At 62.0% G+C, this 18,950-nt stretch carries 18 protein-coding genes; all 18 read left to right on the top strand.

The features are described 5' to 3' along the window. Positions 1 to 241 precede the first annotated feature (241 nt). The 18 genes from ACV229_RS32020 to ACV229_RS31935 all read left to right on the top strand — a co-directional run bounded on the left by ACV229_RS32020 (position 242) and on the right by ACV229_RS31935 (position 18,895). The gene (locus ACV229_RS32020; protein ID WP_448087093.1) at positions 242 to 1,450 is read left to right on the top strand and encodes an NAD(P)/FAD-dependent oxidoreductase; all 1,209 of its coding nucleotides are present in this window, start codon (positions 242 to 244) and stop codon (positions 1,448 to 1,450) included. A 32-nt stretch (positions 1,451 to 1,482) separates the two neighbouring features. After that, entirely contained in the window at positions 1,483 to 2,787 is a 1,305-nt protein-coding gene (locus tag ACV229_RS32015) for an aromatic ring-hydroxylating oxygenase subunit alpha (protein ID WP_448087092.1), read from the top strand. Positions 2,788 to 2,797: 10 nt separating this feature from the next. Continuing rightward, positions 2,798 to 3,340, top strand: a complete 543-nt coding sequence (locus ACV229_RS32010) for an aromatic-ring-hydroxylating dioxygenase subunit beta (protein ID WP_448087091.1) — start codon at positions 2,798 to 2,800, stop codon at positions 3,338 to 3,340. 12 nt (positions 3,341 to 3,352) lie between these two features. Continuing rightward, complete coding sequence (locus tag ACV229_RS32005; RefSeq protein WP_448087090.1) at positions 3,353 to 4,297, top strand: VOC family protein; 945 nt, start codon at positions 3,353 to 3,355, stop codon at positions 4,295 to 4,297. Positions 4,298 to 4,302: 5 nt separating this feature from the next. Continuing rightward, entirely contained in the window at positions 4,303 to 5,073 is a 771-nt protein-coding gene (locus tag ACV229_RS32000; protein ID WP_448087089.1) for an SDR family oxidoreductase, read from the top strand. Positions 5,074 to 5,081: 8 nt separating this feature from the next. Next, on the top strand, positions 5,082 to 5,420 hold the full coding sequence (locus ACV229_RS31995) for a non-heme iron oxygenase ferredoxin subunit (RefSeq protein ID WP_448087088.1): 339 nt from the start codon (positions 5,082 to 5,084) through the stop codon (positions 5,418 to 5,420). Beyond that, a complete protein-coding gene (locus tag ACV229_RS31990) occupies positions 5,417 to 6,151 on the top strand; it encodes a class II aldolase/adducin family protein (RefSeq protein ID WP_448087087.1) in 735 nt (244 codons plus the stop codon). The genes ACV229_RS31995 and ACV229_RS31990 overlap by 4 nt, the downstream gene beginning before the upstream one ends. A gap of 186 nt (positions 6,152 to 6,337) precedes the next feature. Further along, a complete protein-coding gene (locus tag ACV229_RS31985) occupies positions 6,338 to 6,901 on the top strand; it encodes a TetR/AcrR family transcriptional regulator (protein WP_448087086.1) in 564 nt (187 codons plus the stop codon). Positions 6,902 to 7,019: 118 nt separating this feature from the next. Next, positions 7,020 to 7,886 (top strand): alpha/beta fold hydrolase, encoded by an 867-nt coding sequence (locus ACV229_RS31980; protein WP_448087085.1) that lies wholly within the window; start codon positions 7,020 to 7,022, stop codon positions 7,884 to 7,886. Between the two features lie 10 nt (positions 7,887 to 7,896). Beyond that, positions 7,897 to 8,685, top strand: a complete 789-nt coding sequence (locus tag ACV229_RS31975) for a 2-keto-4-pentenoate hydratase (RefSeq protein ID WP_448087084.1) — start codon at positions 7,897 to 7,899, stop codon at positions 8,683 to 8,685. A gap of 13 nt (positions 8,686 to 8,698) precedes the next feature. Continuing rightward, positions 8,699 to 9,643, top strand: a complete 945-nt coding sequence (locus ACV229_RS31970) for an acetaldehyde dehydrogenase (acetylating) (protein WP_448087083.1) — start codon at positions 8,699 to 8,701, stop codon at positions 9,641 to 9,643. 14 nt (positions 9,644 to 9,657) lie between these two features. Next, positions 9,658 to 10,680 (top strand): 4-hydroxy-2-oxovalerate aldolase, encoded by a 1,023-nt coding sequence (gene dmpG / locus ACV229_RS31965; protein WP_448087082.1) that lies wholly within the window; start codon positions 9,658 to 9,660, stop codon positions 10,678 to 10,680. 294 nt (positions 10,681 to 10,974) lie between these two features. Beyond that, complete coding sequence (locus ACV229_RS31960; RefSeq protein ID WP_448087081.1) at positions 10,975 to 12,093, top strand: porin; 1,119 nt, start codon at positions 10,975 to 10,977, stop codon at positions 12,091 to 12,093. Between the two features lie 171 nt (positions 12,094 to 12,264). Next, complete coding sequence (locus ACV229_RS31955; RefSeq protein WP_448087080.1) at positions 12,265 to 13,428, top strand: CaiB/BaiF CoA transferase family protein; 1,164 nt, start codon at positions 12,265 to 12,267, stop codon at positions 13,426 to 13,428. Positions 13,429 to 13,552: 124 nt separating this feature from the next. After that, positions 13,553 to 14,632 carry an acyl-CoA dehydrogenase family protein gene (locus ACV229_RS31950; RefSeq protein ID WP_448087079.1) on the top strand — a complete coding sequence of 360 codons (1,080 nt, stop codon included), beginning with the start codon at positions 13,553 to 13,555 and terminating at the stop codon, positions 14,630 to 14,632. A gap of 21 nt (positions 14,633 to 14,653) precedes the next feature. Then, on the top strand, positions 14,654 to 15,808 hold the full coding sequence (locus ACV229_RS31945) for an acyl-CoA dehydrogenase family protein (protein ID WP_448087078.1): 1,155 nt from the start codon (positions 14,654 to 14,656) through the stop codon (positions 15,806 to 15,808). A 151-nt stretch (positions 15,809 to 15,959) separates the two neighbouring features. Next, the gene (locus tag ACV229_RS31940) at positions 15,960 to 17,342 is read left to right on the top strand and encodes an OmpP1/FadL family transporter (protein ID WP_448087077.1); all 1,383 of its coding nucleotides are present in this window, start codon (positions 15,960 to 15,962) and stop codon (positions 17,340 to 17,342) included. Between the two features lie 197 nt (positions 17,343 to 17,539). Then, a complete protein-coding gene (locus tag ACV229_RS31935) occupies positions 17,540 to 18,895 on the top strand; it encodes a phytoene desaturase family protein (RefSeq protein ID WP_448087076.1) in 1,356 nt (451 codons plus the stop codon). Positions 18,896 to 18,950 lie beyond the last annotated feature (55 nt).

Genomic DNA, 18,950 nt, shown 5'->3' with positions numbered 1-18,950 from the left:
ATCCCGACACACGCAGGACGTTGAAACGGCGTGACTTGCCAAGATGCGGGCGGCCAATCCGCATGGTGTCGTGCTCGCCGTTCTGCGATCGAGCAGGCAGTTGCTGCGACGCAGAAACGAAATTTTCCGTTCCTCGTTGACACGCGCATGTAACGGAACAACAATCTCAACAAACAGACAGCCGTGTCTGTTTGTAAATTGGATGAAGTTGAGTCTCCTGAATCAACCAGACGGAACCAGAATGAACGAAGGCATTGACAGGATCGTTATCGTCGGCGCTGGCCAGGCTGGGGCGACGGTGGCTTTCGGCTTGCGTCGAGGCGGATTCGACGGCGAGATCACGCTGGTGGGCGAGGAAGTGCATCTGCCGTATGAACGGCCGCAGTTGTCGAAGGACCTGCTGCAGCCCGAACGGGCCACGCTGCGAACGATCAGGACGCAGGCCGAGTACGAGGATCACGGCATCCGGCTGAACCTTGGTCGCAAAGTCGTCGAGACGGATGCGGTTGGCGGTCGGATCCGGCTGGACGATGGCGACGAGATCGCATTCGACCGCCTCGTGATCGCGACTGGTGTCAAGCCGCGCCGGTTGCCGGGGACGCTCGACGACCCGACGCGAGTGCGCTATCTGCGCACGGTCGAAGACGCCGGCGATCTGCGTGCGGACCTGGAAGCCGGCAAGCCCATCGCGATCGTGGGGGGCGGTGTGATCGGTCTTGAAGTGGCTGCGGCCGCGCGCGCATTGGGCTGTCAGGTGACCGTGATCGAGGCTGGCGACAGGCTGATGGCGCGAAGCGTGGACGAGACCGTGTCGCGTTATCTCGACAGCGCGCATCGCAACAACGGCGTGGAGATCCGCTACGGCGTGCATGCGACGGCGCTCATCGACGATGGACATCTGAAGCTGTCCGATGGAAGTGTCGTTGCGGCGGGCAGCGTACTCGTCGGAATCGGTGTCACGCCGAATGTTGCCGGATTCGAGGGTCTCGACATAACGGACGACGCTGGCGTGCGGGTCGATGCCTACGGTCGAACGGGCGTCGACAGAATCTTCGCCACGGGCGATATCGCTTCACAACCGAATGGAAACGGATTCGCGCGGATCGAAACCTGGGCAAACGCCCAGGACCATGCGCTGAACGTGGTCAGGAACCTGTTGGGGGAGCTTGTGCGTTACGAGACGCCCGTGTGGTTCTGGTCCGATCAAGGTCAGATCAACCTTCAGGTTGTCGGCAACGCGACGTGCGGCACGCGCGTCGTCCGCGGCGACGAGAACGCCGGAAGCTTCAGCATTTTCTGGCTGGACGACGGCAATCGCGTGACGGGTTGCGCGTCGGTCAATTCACCCAAGGACATGGCCGTCGCACGTCGCTGGGTGAAGCAGGGAAATCGAGTGGACCCGCAACGGATTGCCGATCCGGGCACCCAGTTACGCAATTGTGCGCTCTGAACGCGCACGCGCAGCACCACAAGGATAAGACCATGGAGAATGAAACGAAGTGGGTGGAGGTGGACGAGAAGAACCTCCAGTTTCGCGTGTCCCGGGAGGCCTTCGTCAGCGAGCAGATCCTGTTCGATGAATACGAGAGGATCTTCGACCAGTGCTGGCTTTACGTCGGGCATGTCTCGGAGTTCGAGAAGCCGGGCGACTTCGTCACCCGTACCATCGCGCGCCGCAACCTGCTGGTGACGATGGGAACGGACAACCGGATCAATGCGTTCTTCAACACGTGCCCGCATCGCGGCGCGACGGTTTGCCGGGATCGATCCGGCAACTCGAAGAACTTCCAGTGCTTCTACCACGGCTGGGTGTTCGGGTGCGACGGCAATCTGAAGAGTCAACCGGGCAAGGAACGGTACTGCGCGGACTTCATCGCGAGCGGAGCGGGCAATCTGGTGCCGGTGCCTCGCTTCGACATCTATGCCGGCTTTTGCTTCGTCAGCTTCAATGCCGAGGTAGAGCCGTTGCCCGACTATCTCGCGGGCGCCAAGGAATACCTCGACCTCGTGTCCAGGTATTCCGAAAGCGGCATGGCGATCTCCAACGGCACGCAGGAATACGCGATCCGCGCGAACTGGAAGTTGCTGGTCGAAAACAGCGTGGACGGCTACCACGCGGTCAGTACGCATGCGACCTACCTCGATTACCTGAAGAACACCAACGGCGGTTTGTCGAGCACGAAGCTCGAAGGGCGGAGCCGCGATCTCGGTAACGGCCACGCGGTGCTCGAATACACCGCGCCGTGGGGTCGTCCGATTGCATCGTGGATTCCTCTGTGGGGAGACGAGGGAAAGGCGGAGATCGACCGCATTTACGCGCGCCTCGTCGAGCTGCATGGCGAGGAGATGGCCGACCGCATGGCGCACAAGAACCGCAACCTGCTGATTTTTCCGAACCTCGTGATCAACGACATCATGGCGATCACGGTGCGCACGTTCTACCCGCAGGCGCCGAACTACATGCTGGTCAATGGCTGGTCGCTCGCGCCCAACGAAGAGTCCGACTGGGCGAAGAAGTTCAGGCTCAGCAACTTCCTCGAATTCCTCGGGCCGGGCGGATTCGCGACGCCGGACGATGTCGAGGCGCTCGAGTCGTGCCAAAACGGTTTCAGCAACTACCGCCTGGTCCCGTGGAGCGACATCTCCAAGGGCATGGGCAAGGCGTCGCCCAACTACGACGACGAGCTGCAGATGCGCGCTTTCTGGACGCGATGGAACCAGTACATCGGCGGATCGCCCGCTGCGCGTTCGAACGCCCATCGGATCTCGCCGGCAACCGCAGCCTGAGGACATGCCCATGAATGCCGTCACGATCGAAAAAGAGGCCATGCGCGTCCCGTCGTCCAGCGATTTCGCTGAATACGTGACACGAACGGAAGTAGAAGACCTGCTGTACCACGAAGCGGAGCTGCTCGACACCTGGCAGCTCCACGACTGGCTGGATCTGTTCACCGACGATGGCTGCTACTACGTGCCGTCGACCGATCTGCCGCGTACCGCAAGCGCGGACGACAGCCTGTTCTATATCGCGGACGATCCTGTCCGGTTGCGCGAACGGGTGATCCGTTTGATGAAGAAGACCGCGCACTCGGAGTACCCGCGTTCCCGCACGCGCCATCTGGTGAGCAACGTCCGCATCCTCGACGCCGGCCCGGACGAGATCAAGGTCGCCACCGCGTTCGTGACCTACCGGATGAAGTTCGGAAGCAACGACGCGTACATCGGCAGTGCCCACTACTGCCTGCGGCGCGTCGACGGGCAGCTCAGGATCGTCGAGAAGCGCTGCTTCCTGGATCTCGAGGCGCTCCGTCCGCACGGGCGGGTGAGCATCATTCTCTGAAAGAAGGCGATCATGGATATCACGCTTCCGTTCCGCTACAAGAAGCTCGGCTATGCGGCCATCAATGTCACCGATCTCGGCCGGTCGGTGGCGTTCTATGAGGACATCGTCGGTCTCGAGGTCGTGCAGCTGGACACCGATGTCGCGTACCTGCGGTGTAGCCGGGACCATCACAACATCGTGCTCTGCCAGGCGGATGAGCACGGGCTCAAGCGCGTCGGCTTCGAGCTGGAGCAGGAAAGCGACGTGCGCGCTGCCTTCGACCATTTCGAGAAGCTCGGCATGGCGCCGGTCTGGGTGCCGAAGGACGAAGCCCGTCAGATGAGGCAGGGGCTGAGTTTTCGCGTACGGGAACGGCACAGCGGCCTGCTGTTCGAGCTGTTCGCCGGCAACCTGCACCTGAGCAAGCCGTTCGTGCCGACGGTCGCCAAGATCGCGCGCATCGGCCATGTGGTGATCGGCGCCGAGAATTTCGAGGCGAGCCGGGACTCGTTGGTGCGCGATTTCGGATTCCGGATTTCCGACTTGATCGAGGATCGCATCGTGTTCATGCGCTGTCATCCGAATCCGTTCCATCACACGTTCGCGGTCGGGCCGGCAAGCAGCAGCCACTTCCATCACGTGAACTTCATGGTCACGGACATCGATGACATCGGCAAGGCGCTTTACCGGATCAAGAAGCACGACCTGAAGGTGGTGTTCGGCCCCGGCAGGCATCCGCCGTCCGACAGCGTGTTCTTCTATTTCCTCGATCCGGACGGCATCACCGTCGAGTACAGCTTCGGCATGGAGGAGTTCTCGGAACAGGGTGCGCGGCCGCCGCGCTGCCTGGAGCCCGTGCCCGAGTCGCTCGATGTCTGGGGGGCGGTGCCGGATGGGCAGTTCGGGCGCAGCGGTCCGATCGAAAAGGACGCGGCCGAGGTGTCCGTTCCCAAGATGCAGAAGGTGGCCGGTTGAGCGAAATGAAAAAAGAACAGACCGATCTGAATGGGCAGGTGGCGGTGGTCAGCGGCGGTGCCCACGGCATCGGGCTCGGCATCGTCGAGCGGCTGCTGAAACTGGGCGCGAAGGTCGTGGCCTCGGACATCGACAAGCAGGGGCTGTCCGCCACGCGTGAGCGATTCGCGAAGTCATTCGGCAAGTCGATCGCGGTGCACGCGGCAGACCTGTCGAAGGAGCGCGGCGCGCAGGCGTTGCACGCTGCCGTCACCAAACGGTTCGGTCCGGCGCAGATCCTGGTCAATTGCGCGGGCGGCGGCGTGATTCGTCCGTTCCTGGAGCACACGCCCGACACCCTCAAGGCGACCGTCGACCGGAATCTGTGGACGGTCATCTGGTGTAGCCGGGTGTTCCTGCCGGACATGGTCGCCGCGAAGTACGGCCGAATCGTCAACATCGGCGCGGACTCGGTTCGCAATGGCCTGCCGGCCCACGCGGGATACAACGCCGCGAAGGGCGGCATGCATGGATTGACGACGGGACTGGCGCGCGAGTTCGCGTTGGACGGTATCACCGTCAACACGGTCGCCCCGTGCGCGGTGAATACGGAGGTTTGGGCGAAAGTGAAGCTGTCGAATCCGAAACTCGCCCAGGACTTCGTGGACGTCATTCCGATGGGCCGTGTAGGCGAAATCGAAGAGGTTGCGTCGATGGTGGGCTATCTGGCTCTGCCGGACGCGGCGTTTGTCACAGGGCAGGTCATCAGCGTGAACGGCGGCAGCACGATGCTGTGAGGATCAAAATGAGTACAACCACTGAAATGGTCGATTTGGGTTCGTGCGACGATGTGGCCGATGGCGAGATCCGTCGCGGCACGTTGCCGTCCGGACATGCGGTCGCGATCTACTGCGTCGATGGCGAGTTCTACGTCACCGACGACATCTGCTCGCACGGGGAGGCGTCGTTGTCCGAGGACGGCTCGCTCGACGGCTACGAGGTCGAATGCAGTTGGCATTTCGGGCGGTTCGACGTGCGTGACGGGCGGCCTTGCGCGATGCCCTGCGAGCATGCGCTCCGCAGTTGGCCGGTGAAGGTCGAGAACGGTCGCGTCTTCGTGGACGCGGGAGCACACGCGATATGAGCGGCGTCGAACTCACCGGCATCGAGCGTCGCGTGCGGGTATCGGCACGTGCGCTCGCGCGTCACGGTCTGGTGCAGGCGTGGGGGCATTGCAGCGCCCGGATCGACGAGCACACCTTCCTGGTCTGCGCGTCCAGGCCGATGGGGCGCATCGGCGTGGGCGAACCGGGAACGGTCGTTCGCATCGACGCGCCGCTCCCGCCCGGCGTGCTGGGCGAGGTCCGCATCCATCAGCAGATCTACAAGCAGCGCCCGGACGTGGGCGGAGTGTGTCGCGTGATGCCGCCCAACGTGGTGGCGCTCTCCACCCTCAGGATCGTGCCCAAGCCACGGCACGGCGTCGGTGCGTTCAACGCGGCCTGCAAGTTCTGGGACGATCCGCGACTGCTGCGCGACGACGGGTTGGCGGCGCAACTGGCCGAGCATCTGGGCGACGCGCCGTCGCTGGTCATGCGGGCGAACGGCGCCGTTACGGTGGGGCCGAGCATTGAACTGGCCGTGGGTTTCGCATGGTGCCTCGAGGATGCCGCGCGAATCGAGACACTGGTGCGTTCCGTGGCCGGCAGCCAGGAGATCGATGCCAGCGGCCTGAGCCGTGACGAGATCGGCGCGAGACAGGTGAGCACCGGTGGGGTATTCGAACGCCTGTGGGATTTCCTGACCGACGCGGATCCTGAGGCGTCGGCAAAGGACGCCGAATTTTCGGCTCCGTCGTGGGGGGCCGCGCAATGACGACGCGGGATCATCGGATGTCGGCATCGTTCGAGCGGATGCCGGGCACGGAGACTGGTTGCCAAGTCGACGGACGAGGTAGTCTAATATCGTCTTCGGTTGACTCGACACGTTACGATGACAAAAAAAGTTCCAGAGCGACGCCGCACCCAGGCCGAAAGACGCGAAGAGACGCGTTCGCGAATCTTGGAAGCCGCCGTCAGCGAGCTGATGAAAAAGGGTTACGCGGGATTCCGGGTCGAACAGGTCGCGGCCGCCGCCAACGTATCGCGCGGTGCGCAAACCCATCATTTTCCGACCAAGGAAGCGTTGGTCGTCGCGGCACTGCAAAAGCTCTATCAGGAATCGACCGAATCCAGCATGAAGCTGATCGAGGGCCTGCAGCCCGGGGACGACATCCTCGATGCGCTCATGGCGGACTCGGCCAAGTTTTACCTGGGGCCGAACTTCATCATCTCGATGTCGCTGCTGAATCTCGGCGATCACGAACCCGAACTGAGACAGAAGGTTCGTGCGATCTCGCGCAAGCACCGGCTGCCGATCGAGAAGGCGTGGCTGGATGCGCTGCTGCGCTCCGGGCTGGCCGACGAGCCGGCACGCACCGTGCTGAACATCACGCAGAGCATCTATCGCGGGATGGTGATGCGTCGTTTCTTGCGCAACGATCCGGAATATTCGCGCTTCACCATCGAGCAGTGGTCCCGGATCGCGCGCGCGTACATGAGCCTCAACTTCCCGCCGTCACGCTAAGGCCGCGTTCGCGCCAGCGCGCGGCCGGTTCTCACACGCCTATCCGTCATTCAACGCCACCCCTGCGGAATCCGCGGGGGTGGCGTTGCTGTGTCTGCTTTTCATAAAGGAAAAATCGATGAGTCTCTGGCTTGATTTGCTCGGCGCGGAAATCCGCTACGTCGACACGAAGAACTTCGGCACGATCCGCATCGCCGAGGCCGGGAAAGGCAACTCCGAAACGCTCATCCTGCAGCATGGCATCAACGGCCATCTGGAAGCGTATGCGAAGAACATCGTGCCGTTATCGAAGGACTTTCACGTCATCGCGTTCGACTATGTGGGCCAGGGGCTGTCGAGCAAGCCGGTTCGGGAATACAACCCGATCATGCTTGCGGAGCAGCTTGGCGAGTTGATGGATGCACTCGGCATCGAAAAGGCCCACCTGTCGGGCGAGTCGCTCGGAGGCTGGGTGTCCGGGCACTTTGCCGCGGCGAACCCCCACCGCGTGCGGCGCCTCATGCTGAACACGGCGGGTGGCATCCCTATCGTGACTCAGAAGGGCAAGCAAGACCTGGAGACCTTCATCGGGCTGAACAGGCGCAATATCGACAATACGCCCACCTACGAATCGGTGCAGGCCCGCATGTACTGGCTGATGCATCCGGACAACCGTCACCTCGTGGACGACGAGCTGGTCGAACTGCGCCTGCGCATCTACCTGCGCCCGGAAAGCCGCGCGGTGTTGCCGAAGCTCAACGAAATTCTCGCGCGCCACGACGAGTATCTGATCCCATTGGAGAAGCTGCCCGAGGGGACGCTGTTCCTGTGGACACACGACAACCCGATCCACGATACCAAATCGGTGAAAGCCGCACAGGCGAAGGTGCCGGGAAGCATCCTCTACTTCATGAAAGGCAATTCGGCGCACTGGCCGCAATACGAGGCGATCGAAGAGTTCAACGAGGTCGCCATCCGATTCTTCAAGACCGGAACGGTCGAGTGAGCAGCCGAAGATGAACGAGGCAAACGAAATCGCAGAAAGTCTCTGGAATGCTCAGCAGTACAGAGCGCCTTGCGCCCCCGTGCGCGATCGTTTCGAGGGCAGGGACGAACATGCGCAGGCGGAACTCGCCTATGCAGTACAGCAGATCAATATCCAGCGACAAGTGTGGGCTGGCAGAAGAATCGTCGGACGGAAGATCGGTCTGACGTCACCAGCCGTTCAGAAGCAGCTCGGCGTCGGCCGTCCCGATTTCGGCACGCTGCTGGACGACATGGCGATCGTCGACGGCGAACCGATCGATACGAGTCGTCTGCTGCAGCCGAAGGCCGAGGCCGAGATCGCGCTCGTGCTGGCGAAGGATCTCGACCACGAGCGGCATACGGTCGCCGACCTGATTGGCGCCACCGCCTATGCGCTCGCCGCGATCGAGGTGGTCGCGAGCCGCATTGCGGACTGGAACATCCGTTTCCTGGACACCGTCGCCGACAACGCGTCATCGGGCCTGTTCGTGCTCGGCACGCAGCCAGTCCCGCTATCGAGGCTGGATCTGGCCGGCGTGTCGATGCGCATGACCCGTGGCGACGAGACCGTGTCGCACGGCGCGGGCGCTGCCTGTCTGGGCAATCCGCTGAACGCCGCGCGCTGGCTTGCCGACACGCTCGTCCAGGTCGGCACGCCGATGCGCGCCGGCGACGTCATCCTCACCGGCGCGCTTGGTCCGATGGTGGCGGTGCAGGCAGGTCAGACCTGCGTTGCGCACATCGACGGCTTTGCCCCGGTTCGGGCCATCTTCTCCTGATGAGGTTCTCCACATGAGCTCCAACGACGAAAAGCACGCAGTCGCCATCGTCGGGTCCGGAAACATCGGCACCGACCTGATGGTCAAGATTCTCCGCTACGGAAAGCACCTGAAGATGGGCGCGTTCGTCGGCATCGATCCGGAGTCGGACGGCCTGAAGCGGGCCGAGCGTATGGGCGTGCTGACCGTGACGACCGGGATCGACGGGCTGCTCGCCCACCCCGATTTCGGATCCATCCGCTACGTATTCGACGCCACGAGCGCCGGCGCACACGCCACGCATGAACGGTTGCTGCGTCCGCACGGCGTGCGCGTGATCGACCTGACGCCGGCAGCGATCGGTCCATTTGTCGTTCCGGCAGTCAACATCGACCAGCATCTGGATTCGCCGAACGTGAACATGGTGACCTGCGGCGGGCAAGCGACGATTCCGATGGTCGCGGCGGTGTCCCGCGTCGCGCCGGTCGAATACGCCGAGATCGTCGCGTCGATCTCGAGCCGCTCCGCGGGCCCGGGTACGCGAGCCAATATCGACGAGTTTACTGAGACCACGTCGAACGCGATCGTGCAGGTGGGCGGTGCGAGGGCCGGCAAGGCCATCATCATCCTCAACCCGGCGGAGCCGCCGCTGATCATGCGCGACACGGTGTACTGCCTGGTTCCAGGAGACGCCAGCCGGGCTGCGATCGTCGAATCGGTCGAGCAGATGGTGGCCTCGGTTCGCGCGTATGTGCCGGGGTATCGCCTGAAGCAGGTCGTGCAGTTCGACGAGTTCTACGGACGCATGCCGCAGGAACCGGCCGCCGCGCGGGCGCCGCGCCTGAAGGTGTCGGTGTTCCTCGAGGTCGAGGGCGCGGGACACTACCTGCCGAGCTACGCCGGGAACCTGGACATCATGACCAGCGCGGCGCTCGCCACCGCCGAACGCATGGCGGCGCGCCAGCCGGCCGTCGCATAAGGAGGCAATGGATCATGTACGACAAGAGCAAGAAGATCTACGTGTCGGATGTGACGCTGCGTGACGGCATGCACGCAATCCGGCATCAGTACGGCGTGGCGGATGCTCGGCGTATCGCTCGCGCGCTGGACGAAGCCGGCGTGGACAGCATCGAGGTTGCACATGGCGATGGCCTGCGAGGATCGTCGTTCAACTACGGTTTCGGCGCACACACGGATCTGGAATGGATCGCGGCGGTGGCGGAAGTGGTCGAGCAGGCGAAGATCGCCACGCTGCTCCTGCCGGGCATCGGCACGATTCACGACCTGAAGGCCGCTTACGATGCCGGCGCACGTGTCGTGCGCGTCGCGACGCACTGCACCGAAGCCGATATCTCGAAGCAGCATATCGAGTATGCGCGCTCGCTCGGCATGGACACGGTGGGCTTTCTGATGATGAGCCACATGACGACGCCGGAGAACCTGGCCGTCGAGGCGAAGAAGATGGAAAGCTACGGCGCGACCTGCATCTATGTCGTCGATTCGGGCGGCGCGATGACGATGGGCGATATCCGTGATCGCTTCCAGTCGCTGAAGGCGGTGCTCGATCCGGCGACGCAGACCGGCATCCACGCGCACCACAATCTGAGTCTCGGCGTCGCGAACTCGATCGCCGCGGTCGAGGAGGGGTGCGACCGGGTCGACGCGAGCCTGGCCGGCATGGGCGCGGGCGCGGGCAACGCGCCGCTTGAAGTGTTCATCGCGGCGGCCGAGCGGCTCGGCTGGAACCACGGGACGGACCTGTACGCGCTGATGGATGCGGCAGACGATATCGTGCGGCCGCTGCAGGACCGTCCGGTGCGAGTCGACCGCGAGACACTCGCGCTCGGCTATGCGGGCGTCTATTCGAGCTTCCTGCGCCATTCGGAGGTTGCGGCGGAGAAATATGGCCTTAAGGCCGTGGATATCCTCGTCGAACTGGGGCGCCGCAAGATGGTGGGCGGGCAGGAGGACATGATCGTGGATGTCGCGCTGGACCTGTTGCGCAATTCGGCGTGACAGGGTGAATGGCGTCGCTTCGTCCGGGCGACGCCAGACCAGGTCGCCGACGTGATGTTCGGTGGCAGGCGCTGCGCGGCGTCACGCGCTCCGGACAGCAGGCACTTCTTTTCATCATGCACGGTAGGTTCGCATATCGGAAGGAAGCCGATTTGAGCGGCATCAAAAAACGAGACTGTCTGTTTAAAGAAAAACGACGGCGTGACGTGCCAGCGTTTGTATCGGCATGAGAGCGCCGCCTCTGATGGAATCGGGCAGTAAAGGAACGAGCCATCAACATGGTCAAGGAGACAAATGAGACATCAACGAGCAGCGTTGCTCGCCACCTTGGTGAGCATCTGTGCGCCGGCATGCGCGCAATCGACGATTACGTTGTACGGCATTGTCGATACCGGAGTGGAGTTCTTTACTCATGCGTCACCGACAGGCGGCGCGATGTTGCGGCTCCCGACGATCAGTGGCGGCGATCTGCCGTCCCGCTGGGGGTTGCGCGGAGAAGAGGATCTGGGCGGAGGAATCAAGACGGTTTTCACGCTCGAAAGCGGCTTTGCGCTGTCTTCAGGGACGTCGCTCCAGAATGGCCGCTTATTTGGGCGGCAGTCGTTTGTCGGGCTCAAGGGCGCGTGGGGACAATTGACTGTCGGCCGGCAAATGAACATGACCATCTATGGCATGGCCGATGCGGATGTGATCGGCCCTGCCGCTTTCAGCATGGGATCGTTCGATGGCTACCTTGCTGCGGCACGGGCGGACAACAGCGTCGAGTATCGCGGGAAATTTTCGGATCTGACGGTCGGCGTCAGCTATTCGTTCGGGCGCGACGGCCTGTCTGCAAGCAACTGCGGCGGGCAGCTTCCCGGGGACATGATGTCATGCCGTGCGATCACCACGATGCTGAAATACGACCGCGCGAACTGGGGCGCCGCACTCATCTATGACGAGCAGCGCGGTGGCGCCGGCGCAACGGCAATGACGGTCGTGCCCGGCTTGAGCGGCGTCGCTTTCGCGAACTCGGGCGATACCGATCGGAGGTACCAGGCAAACGGTTATGTTCTCGTCGGGAAGGTCAAGGTCGGGGGCGGATGGCTGCATCGGGAAATCAAAGGGGATGTTCGGACAGTGCGAACGGATCTCAGCTATCTCGGCGTGTCGGTGCCGTACGTCGCATGGGTCTTCGACGCGCAAATTTCGCACATCAGGAACCGGTCATACGATGCGGACGGGACGATGGGGGTCTTTCGTGCCAACTACAACCTTTCCAAGCGCACCGCGGTATACGGTCTGCTTGCTTACATGAAGAACAGCGGAAGCGGTGCGGTTTATTCGGTGTCGTCGAGCAGTGTCGTTCCTGCTGTGCCGGCACCTGGAATCGGACAGGCTGGCGCCATGGTGGGCATACGTCACCTGTTCTGACAGTTGATTCGCTGGAGAAGTCCCGTCATGTGCCGATACAAATAAAAACAGACGCGTTGGTTTTATATCAGGAATTTTGAGCATGCCGTGGATCGGCCGGTTCTGTTGGTCGCATCGAGAACTTGTCGACGCTGCGATGGCGATCGCGACATTGGATTATCGGAGGAAAAGATGAGCGAGGAAGCGAGGATGGGCGGACCGTGTTCGAGGCTCCGCGTGCTCGAGCTGGGTTCGATGGTGTCGGCTCCGTTAGCGGGGCAGATTCTGGCTGACATGGGCGCGGAGGTCATCAAGATCGAGGCGCCGGAAGGCGATCCGATGCGCAGGGTCGGGCCGTTCCACAAGGGAATGGGCGCGTTGTTCATGACGGTGAACCGCGGCAAGAAAAGCATCGTGCTGGATCTGAAGGCGCCCCGTGACCTGGAAGTCGCTCGGGAGCTGGCGTTATCGTCGGATGTGTTGCTTCACAACATGCGTCCTCGTGTGATGGAGCGGCTCGGCCTGGGCTACGAGTCACTGCAGAGTGCCAACCCGAAGCTGATCTATACGTCGATTTCCGGTTTTGGCGAGTCGGGGCCCTACGCATCCAAACCCGCATACGACCATGTCCTTCAGGGCATGACGGGCGTCATGTATTTGCAGGGACGCGGCGATACACCCGAGCCGATCCGCAATCTGATGGTGGACAAGTCGACCGCGACGATCACGGCAAGCGCGATTCTCGCGGCACTGCTGCATCGCGAACGCAGCGGCGGGCAAGGGCAGCGCATCGATGCGTCGCTGCTGAACGCGTTCTCGTGGTTCGGGCTCACGGACAACATCGGAAACTATACGTTCCGGACGCCCGACGCACGCAAAGCCCCCGCACTCGACATTCATCACCCGCTTCGCACGAGCGACGGATGGGTCATCGGTCACATCCAGACGGACGATCAGTTTGCGGCCGCGTGTCGGCTCTTCGATCGGGAAGATCTGCTGGGTGACGAGACCTGGAAGTCGGCGGCGAAACGAATCGAACGAAACGGCGAGATGTGGCGAGCGCTCGGCGGCAAGGCCGGCACGATGACGCGCGCCGAAGTGTTGGCGCGCGCCGAATCCGAGGGGGTGGCGATCGGCCCGATCTATACGCTGGATGAGTTCTTCGAAGACCCGCAAGTCAGCAGCAGCCATGTCTATGTCGATCATGAGGATCCCGAGTTCGGTGTGATCCGGCAAATGAACTTCCCGGTGCGTTTCGGTCGTTCAACGGTCGACGTCGCGGCACGCGCGCCGCTGCTTGGCGAACACACCGAGGAGATTCTGCGCGATACGAGGCGCGAGCTCGCGAAGCGTTGACTGCGGGTCGTCATTCGCTTCCCGCGATTTTCGGCGGGTTGAGAAGGGCGAATATCACGAACGATGCAATGGCGCTTCGTGGAACAGATTTGAACTGCGTAGTGCAGGAGAACAGGAGAGAGACTTGATTACGTTCGATTTGAGCGAGGAGCAGGAACTCGCACGTAACGCGATGCGAAGCTTCGCGCAACGGGAGTTGCGTCCGATCGCACAGAAGCTGGACCGGGAATCGACGATTCCCGTATCGACGCTGGATGCGCTGTGGTCGACTGGCCTCATGCAGATGCAAGGCGACGAGGATCAGGGGCGGTGCTCGATTCTCAACGTGCTTGTGCTCGAGGAGCTCGCCGCGGCCGATGCGACACTCGCGCTTGCGCTCGCGGGACCGGTTGCCTTCACGCAGGCCATCATGGACCAGGGATCTTCGGTCCAGCGTCAGGCGTTGCTGCCGCTTTTTCAGGAAAAGGCATTTCATGCCGCGGCCATAGCGCTGATGGAACCGCATTTCGGCTCGGACGTGTCGGTGCCGACGACCTCCGCCGTGCGCGACGGCGATGGATGGCGACTGAGCGGACGCAAGACAATGGTCCCGCTGGCTTCCAGCGCCAGCCATTTTCTCGTGATCGCCCAGGCGGATGGCGGGCGGGCAGCTTTCATCGTCGATCGTGACGCAACGGGCGTCAGCGTCGAGACGCCGGTGCCGACGGTCGGCCTTCGGGCGCTCGGCATGAGCGACGTCCTGTTCGATCGCGTGTTCGTTCCGCGCGCGGGACGCCTGGGCGAAGGCGCCGGCGCAAACGTCCAACGCATTGTGGATTCGTCGCGCGCGGGGCTTGCCGCCGTCATGACCGGTTTGTCGCGCGGTGTCATGGAGTACGTGATCCCTTATGCCAAGGATCGAGTGGTACACGGCTCGGCGTTGGCGAACAAGCAGTCGATCGCATTCCGTATCGCGGACATGTACATCGAGGTGGCGGCCATGCGCTTGATGACGTGGCGAGCGGCGTTCGAACTCGGAAACGGCCAGGAGGCAACGCGGGCGGCGCAGCTTGCATATACCTACGCCGCGCGTCAATCCATGCTGATCGCGGACGAAGGCTTGCAGATTTTCGGCGGCCATGGGTTCGTGCGCGAGCATCCAATCGAAATGTGGTATCGAAATGCCCGGGCAGTCTCGATGCTCGAAGGCGTGGCCGGTGTCTGATCGTGACCAAGGAGATCAAACGTGGTTGACTTTAGCCTCACACCCAAAGATGAGCATCTGGTGAATATTGCTCGTGAAGACGCAGAAATTTCCCGTAAATACGCACGTTACTACGATCAGCACCACGAAATGCTCGAGCCGGTCGAACTTCCCGAGGCCGCCGGGCGCCAGGACCCTTACGCGTTGCTCGAAGCGGACCCGAGCGGAACGAGCGGACCGATCGTCTCGCAGGCGCTGCTTCACCTCGAATATCCCGACGTGCGGATGAGGCGCGACACGAATCGATTCCTCGGGACGAAGATCGTCAATTATGCGGGAACGCCGGATCAAATCGCGAGTTTCGGCGGCAAGCTGCTCTCTATCGCCATTTCGGAGCCGGGCGCCGGATCCGATCCGCGAGCGATGGTTGGGAACGCGCGTTACGAAGAAGCCACGGACGAATGGATATTGAATGGCGAGAAGATCTATTGTTCGGGTTTCGGAGAGGCGGCGGGCGCGGTCGTCATGCTCAAGGGTCCGCCGGACGAGCGTGGCATTCGCCCGTTCTGCTCGTTCGTGGTGGAAAAGGGCGCGCCGGGCCTGCAACTCCTTGGGCAGGTCGACAAAATGGGCATGCGTGCATGGGATACCGCGGATTTCGTGCTTCAGGATTGCCGCGTGCCGTCACGGAACAAGCTTGACGCCGATTTCAAGCGCACGCTGATGGTGTTCAACGGATCTCGTGCGATGGTCACCGCATTCGGGCTCAAAACGGCCAGCAACATGCTTGACGCGGTCCGCGAGAATCTCTGCGAGGGGGAGCAGACGCTCAACTACGAGCAAGGCCGCAATGCGCGCTCCGCGGTACAGGATCGCCTGATTGCGCTTGAAGCGCTGCACGACGCCACGAAGCTGTCGATCCTGCACGCGAAATGGTCGGAGCAGCGCAACGGGGTCACGGACGAGGGGACGATGGTCGAGGCCTCCATGGCAAAAGCATTGGGCGGTATGGCCACGCGCCGCATTACCCAGGCGTGCATGGAGCTCCTCGGGCCGCTCGCGCTGACCGAGGACCATCTGGCCGAGAAGTGGTTTCGGGATGCTCGGATATTCGACATTTTCGAAGGGGCGGGTGAGATCAACCGACTCATCGTCGCCAGATGGCTGCTCGGATATTCGAGCCGGGAGCTGAACTGAATGCTTCGCGGATCGGAGATCACGATAAGGCATTGTCCGAGTGCAATGCAATCCGTGTCCTGACCCGCGACGCGCGCGGCGACCGGGTTTATAGGTTGCGGGTATCGGCAATCGATCAGTAAAACAAAATACAAAGGATTGGAGACAGGCAATGAAAGGTGCATATGCTGCCGTGGCAGCAGGGTGTCTGGCTGCCCAAATTCCGAGTGAAAATGTCTGGGCGCAAGACGCGTTCAACCTGAGCGCCTATGGGGCGACTTCACTCGCGATGGGAGGGACGGCGGCGGCCAGCAATGTCGGGTTGGCCGGCATCATGGTGAATCCGGCGACGCTTGGACTCATGAGCGACGGACAGTATGTCGAGCTCGGCGTCGGGGTCATCACGGCGGACGTCAAGGCAAAGAATGAAGCGACGGGCGAGATCGCGGATTCTCATGCTGTCGGCAGGAACAACGGGCCTTACTATGCGCCGGACTTCGCCTATTTATGGCGACATGGGCGTTATGCGCTGGGCCTTGGCGTCTTCGCGTCATCCGGCGTCGGGACGGAGTATGGCACCAGCAGTTTTCTGTCGCGAACCACGACCAACAGCGTGGACACGGGGCTGGACAATTTCTCCCGCCTGATGGTGATGAAGATTCCCCTTTCGCTTGCGTACCAAGTGACCGACAAGCTTACCGTCGGTGGCGCGGTGGAAGCTGTCATGACCGCGGCGAACATGGGGTTGCTGTTCGATGCTTCCCAACTCGGCACGCTGGCGGGCCAGGGAAGGCTGTCGGGTGGTTTGCTGTCGTCGTTGATGAGCGTGCCGGGTCTTTCAGGCGCCCAGCTGCAATTCAACAACGGCAAGATCGCCGGCGGCGCGGCCGATGGCTGGGGCATCAGCGGCAAGCTGGGGCTGACCTACCAGGCCACACCCAGGACCAGGCTGGGCCTTGCTTATCAATTCAAAACTCACGTAAGCGACTTGACCGGACATGCTCAGGTTACCGCGGTGAGTTCGTCTGCCGGCAACATTCCGATCAGCGGTACGGTCAGCGTCGTCAATTTTCAGATGCCTGCTTCGCTTACGGTTGGTATCAGTCATGACTTGACCGATCAACTCACCGTCGCGGCGGACTACCAGCGCGTCTTCTGGCACAGCGTCATGAAGGATATGCACGTCAGGTTCACCCAGGACGGTTCGGGGCAGGGAATCTCCCTGTCACTCCCGCTGAATTACCAGGACGTCAATGTGTTCTCGATTGGCATGCAATACCGGTACAACGCCAATTGGACCTTCCGTGGGGGCTTTCACTATGCCCAGGAGGCGACGCCCAACTTCGGGCTGGTGGCCATCATCCCTTCGACACCGACCACAAGCATAACCGTTGGGGGAGCGTACACGCTCGATCGGGACGGGACGATCGACTTCGCGGTCGGATATTCGTTGCCCAAGCGCGTCATCAGCAGCGCCGGCACCGGCAGCAGCGTGCCGATCTCGGTGACCGACTCGATGATTCACGTGATGTGCTCCTACACGAAACGGTTCTAGGACGATGCTGCGTGTTCTTTTTTCTTGCCAACAATACAGACGAACTGTACTGTTTGTTTTGTCGGCGCTGCGAAAGCGCGGTGTTTCCTGCGCGGCGCGCCCGAGAGGCGTTGCTGTGATCACGGCCTTCAATGGCGCCCTCGGAAGCCCAGCAAAATCGCAACATGCGATCTTCGATGAGATCGCGGGAGTTATGTATGCAAGGTGAACCTTCATGCTTCGACGCCATCGTGATTGGTGCCGGCGCCGGCGGCATATGTGCGGCGGCACGGCTCGCCCATTCGGGTTATCGGACGCTGCTTGTCGAATCGCTCGACCGCGTGGGTGGGCGCGCGTCCACTCGGGAAGTCGACGGCTTCCTGTGCAATACCGGAGCGCTCATCATCGAAGTGGACGGGGCCGTTGCGAAGACCTATGAGGACCTCGGGCTCGTCCTTGACCTCCATATTCCACAGCGGGCGTCGACCGTTCTGCGACTGAATGGCAAAGACGTCAACGTGTCGGAGGGAATCGGTGGCTGGCTTCGAAACACCGCGCCGAAGGCAATGGCGGCACTTGGGAAGCTCATTCCGTCGCTCGAGCCGAAACAGGGGCAGTTGCTTTCCGAGTGGTTGAACCGGTTTACGCGCAACGCTGCCGTCCACGGCCTTATCGACAACGCGGTGGGCGCGATGTTCGCGGCAAACAGCAAGATCTTCTACGCGGATGTCTTTCTGCACTACTTCACCAAAGACACGGCATTCAAGAAGTTCGGGCTGCCACCGGGCGGCACGATCGAAGTCTGGAAGCCGCTGGTGAATCTCATTGCGTCGAAGGGCGGGGAGGTCTGGCTCGAGGCTTCGGTGAAAGCGCTTACGTTCTCCAGTGACGGCGTGATCAATGGTGCCGTGATCGAGAGGGGCGGCGTATCGACGACCGTTCGATGCAGTGTCGTCGTGAGCAACATTGGTCCGCTGCAGACTGCGTTACTCGTCGATAAGGAGCGGTTCCCCCGCGGGTACGTGCAATCGGTTCGGGATGCGACCCATCCTGCCGCGATCATCACGGTGCACTTCGCCAGCAAGCAGCCTCTGGCGCGCTTTCCCGGGCTGGCGTTGTTCGCAAAGACGCGGCGTATGGTTTATGCGGCCAATTTCAGCGCGCCGGAGCTCCGGCGTGCACCGCCCGGTTGGAACCTGTATTGCGGCGCGTCGGTTCCGCAACCGCCATGCGGAGAGTTCGACGTCGAGCATGAAAAGGCGCTGCTGTTGGACGATCTTCGTGAACACTTCCCCGGCTTCGACAGTGCCAGGATCGTTGCGATCGACGTCACGGCGCATGAATGGCCAGCGCAGCGTGCTGTTACCGGATATGACCTGCCACGGGACACGCCAATTGCCAATCTTTGGAACGTTGGCGACGGAGTCAAGCCGTGGGCAACGGGCGGTACGGCGGCATGTGCGGAAGTCGCAAGACAGGTGGTCGACGACATCCGGACGCGTTTCCCTTTGAACGCCCTGGCATCGCACACCAAAGCGGGTATCGACGGCGGATGCACAACGGTTCGGGTGTGAACCCAGCCTATCCCGATTCAGGAATTTCCAGCGCGGTAGATCAATAGAGGAAACA

The organism is Burkholderia sp. MR1-5-21, assembly GCF_053427715.1.
Note: the sequence above shows the minus strand (reverse complement) of the source record. Positions and strands in the feature narration are given on the sequence as shown.

Excerpts from the sequence above, each read along its gene's own strand:
- ACV229_RS31940 (WP_448087077.1), top strand. The coding sequence starts at position 15,960 with ATGAAAGGTGCATATGCTGCCGTGGCAGCAGGGTGTCTGGCTGCCCAA.
- ACV229_RS31975 (WP_448087084.1), top strand. The coding sequence starts at position 7,897 with ATGAACGAGGCAAACGAAATCGCAGAAAGTCTCTGGAATGCTCAGCAG.
- ACV229_RS31955 (WP_448087080.1), top strand. The coding sequence starts at position 12,265 with ATGAGCGAGGAAGCGAGGATGGGCGGACCGTGTTCGAGGCTCCGCGTG.
- ACV229_RS32010 (WP_448087091.1), top strand. The coding sequence starts at position 2,798 with ATGAATGCCGTCACGATCGAAAAAGAGGCCATGCGCGTCCCGTCGTCC.
- ACV229_RS31980 (WP_448087085.1), top strand. The coding sequence starts at position 7,020 with ATGAGTCTCTGGCTTGATTTGCTCGGCGCGGAAATCCGCTACGTCGAC.
- ACV229_RS32015 (WP_448087092.1), top strand. The coding sequence starts at position 1,483 with ATGGAGAATGAAACGAAGTGGGTGGAGGTGGACGAGAAGAACCTCCAG.
- ACV229_RS31990 (WP_448087087.1), top strand. The coding sequence starts at position 5,417 with ATGAGCGGCGTCGAACTCACCGGCATCGAGCGTCGCGTGCGGGTATCG.
- ACV229_RS31970 (WP_448087083.1), top strand. The coding sequence starts at position 8,699 with ATGAGCTCCAACGACGAAAAGCACGCAGTCGCCATCGTCGGGTCCGGA.
- ACV229_RS31935 (WP_448087076.1), top strand. The coding sequence starts at position 17,540 with ATGCAAGGTGAACCTTCATGCTTCGACGCCATCGTGATTGGTGCCGGC.
- dmpG (WP_448087082.1), top strand. The coding sequence starts at position 9,658 with ATGTACGACAAGAGCAAGAAGATCTACGTGTCGGATGTGACGCTGCGT.
- ACV229_RS32020 (WP_448087093.1), top strand. The coding sequence starts at position 242 with ATGAACGAAGGCATTGACAGGATCGTTATCGTCGGCGCTGGCCAGGCT.
- ACV229_RS32000 (WP_448087089.1), top strand. The coding sequence starts at position 4,303 with ATGAAAAAAGAACAGACCGATCTGAATGGGCAGGTGGCGGTGGTCAGC.
- ACV229_RS31960 (WP_448087081.1), top strand. The coding sequence starts at position 10,975 with ATGAGACATCAACGAGCAGCGTTGCTCGCCACCTTGGTGAGCATCTGT.
- ACV229_RS32005 (WP_448087090.1), top strand. The coding sequence starts at position 3,353 with ATGGATATCACGCTTCCGTTCCGCTACAAGAAGCTCGGCTATGCGGCC.
- ACV229_RS31995 (WP_448087088.1), top strand. The coding sequence starts at position 5,082 with ATGAGTACAACCACTGAAATGGTCGATTTGGGTTCGTGCGACGATGTG.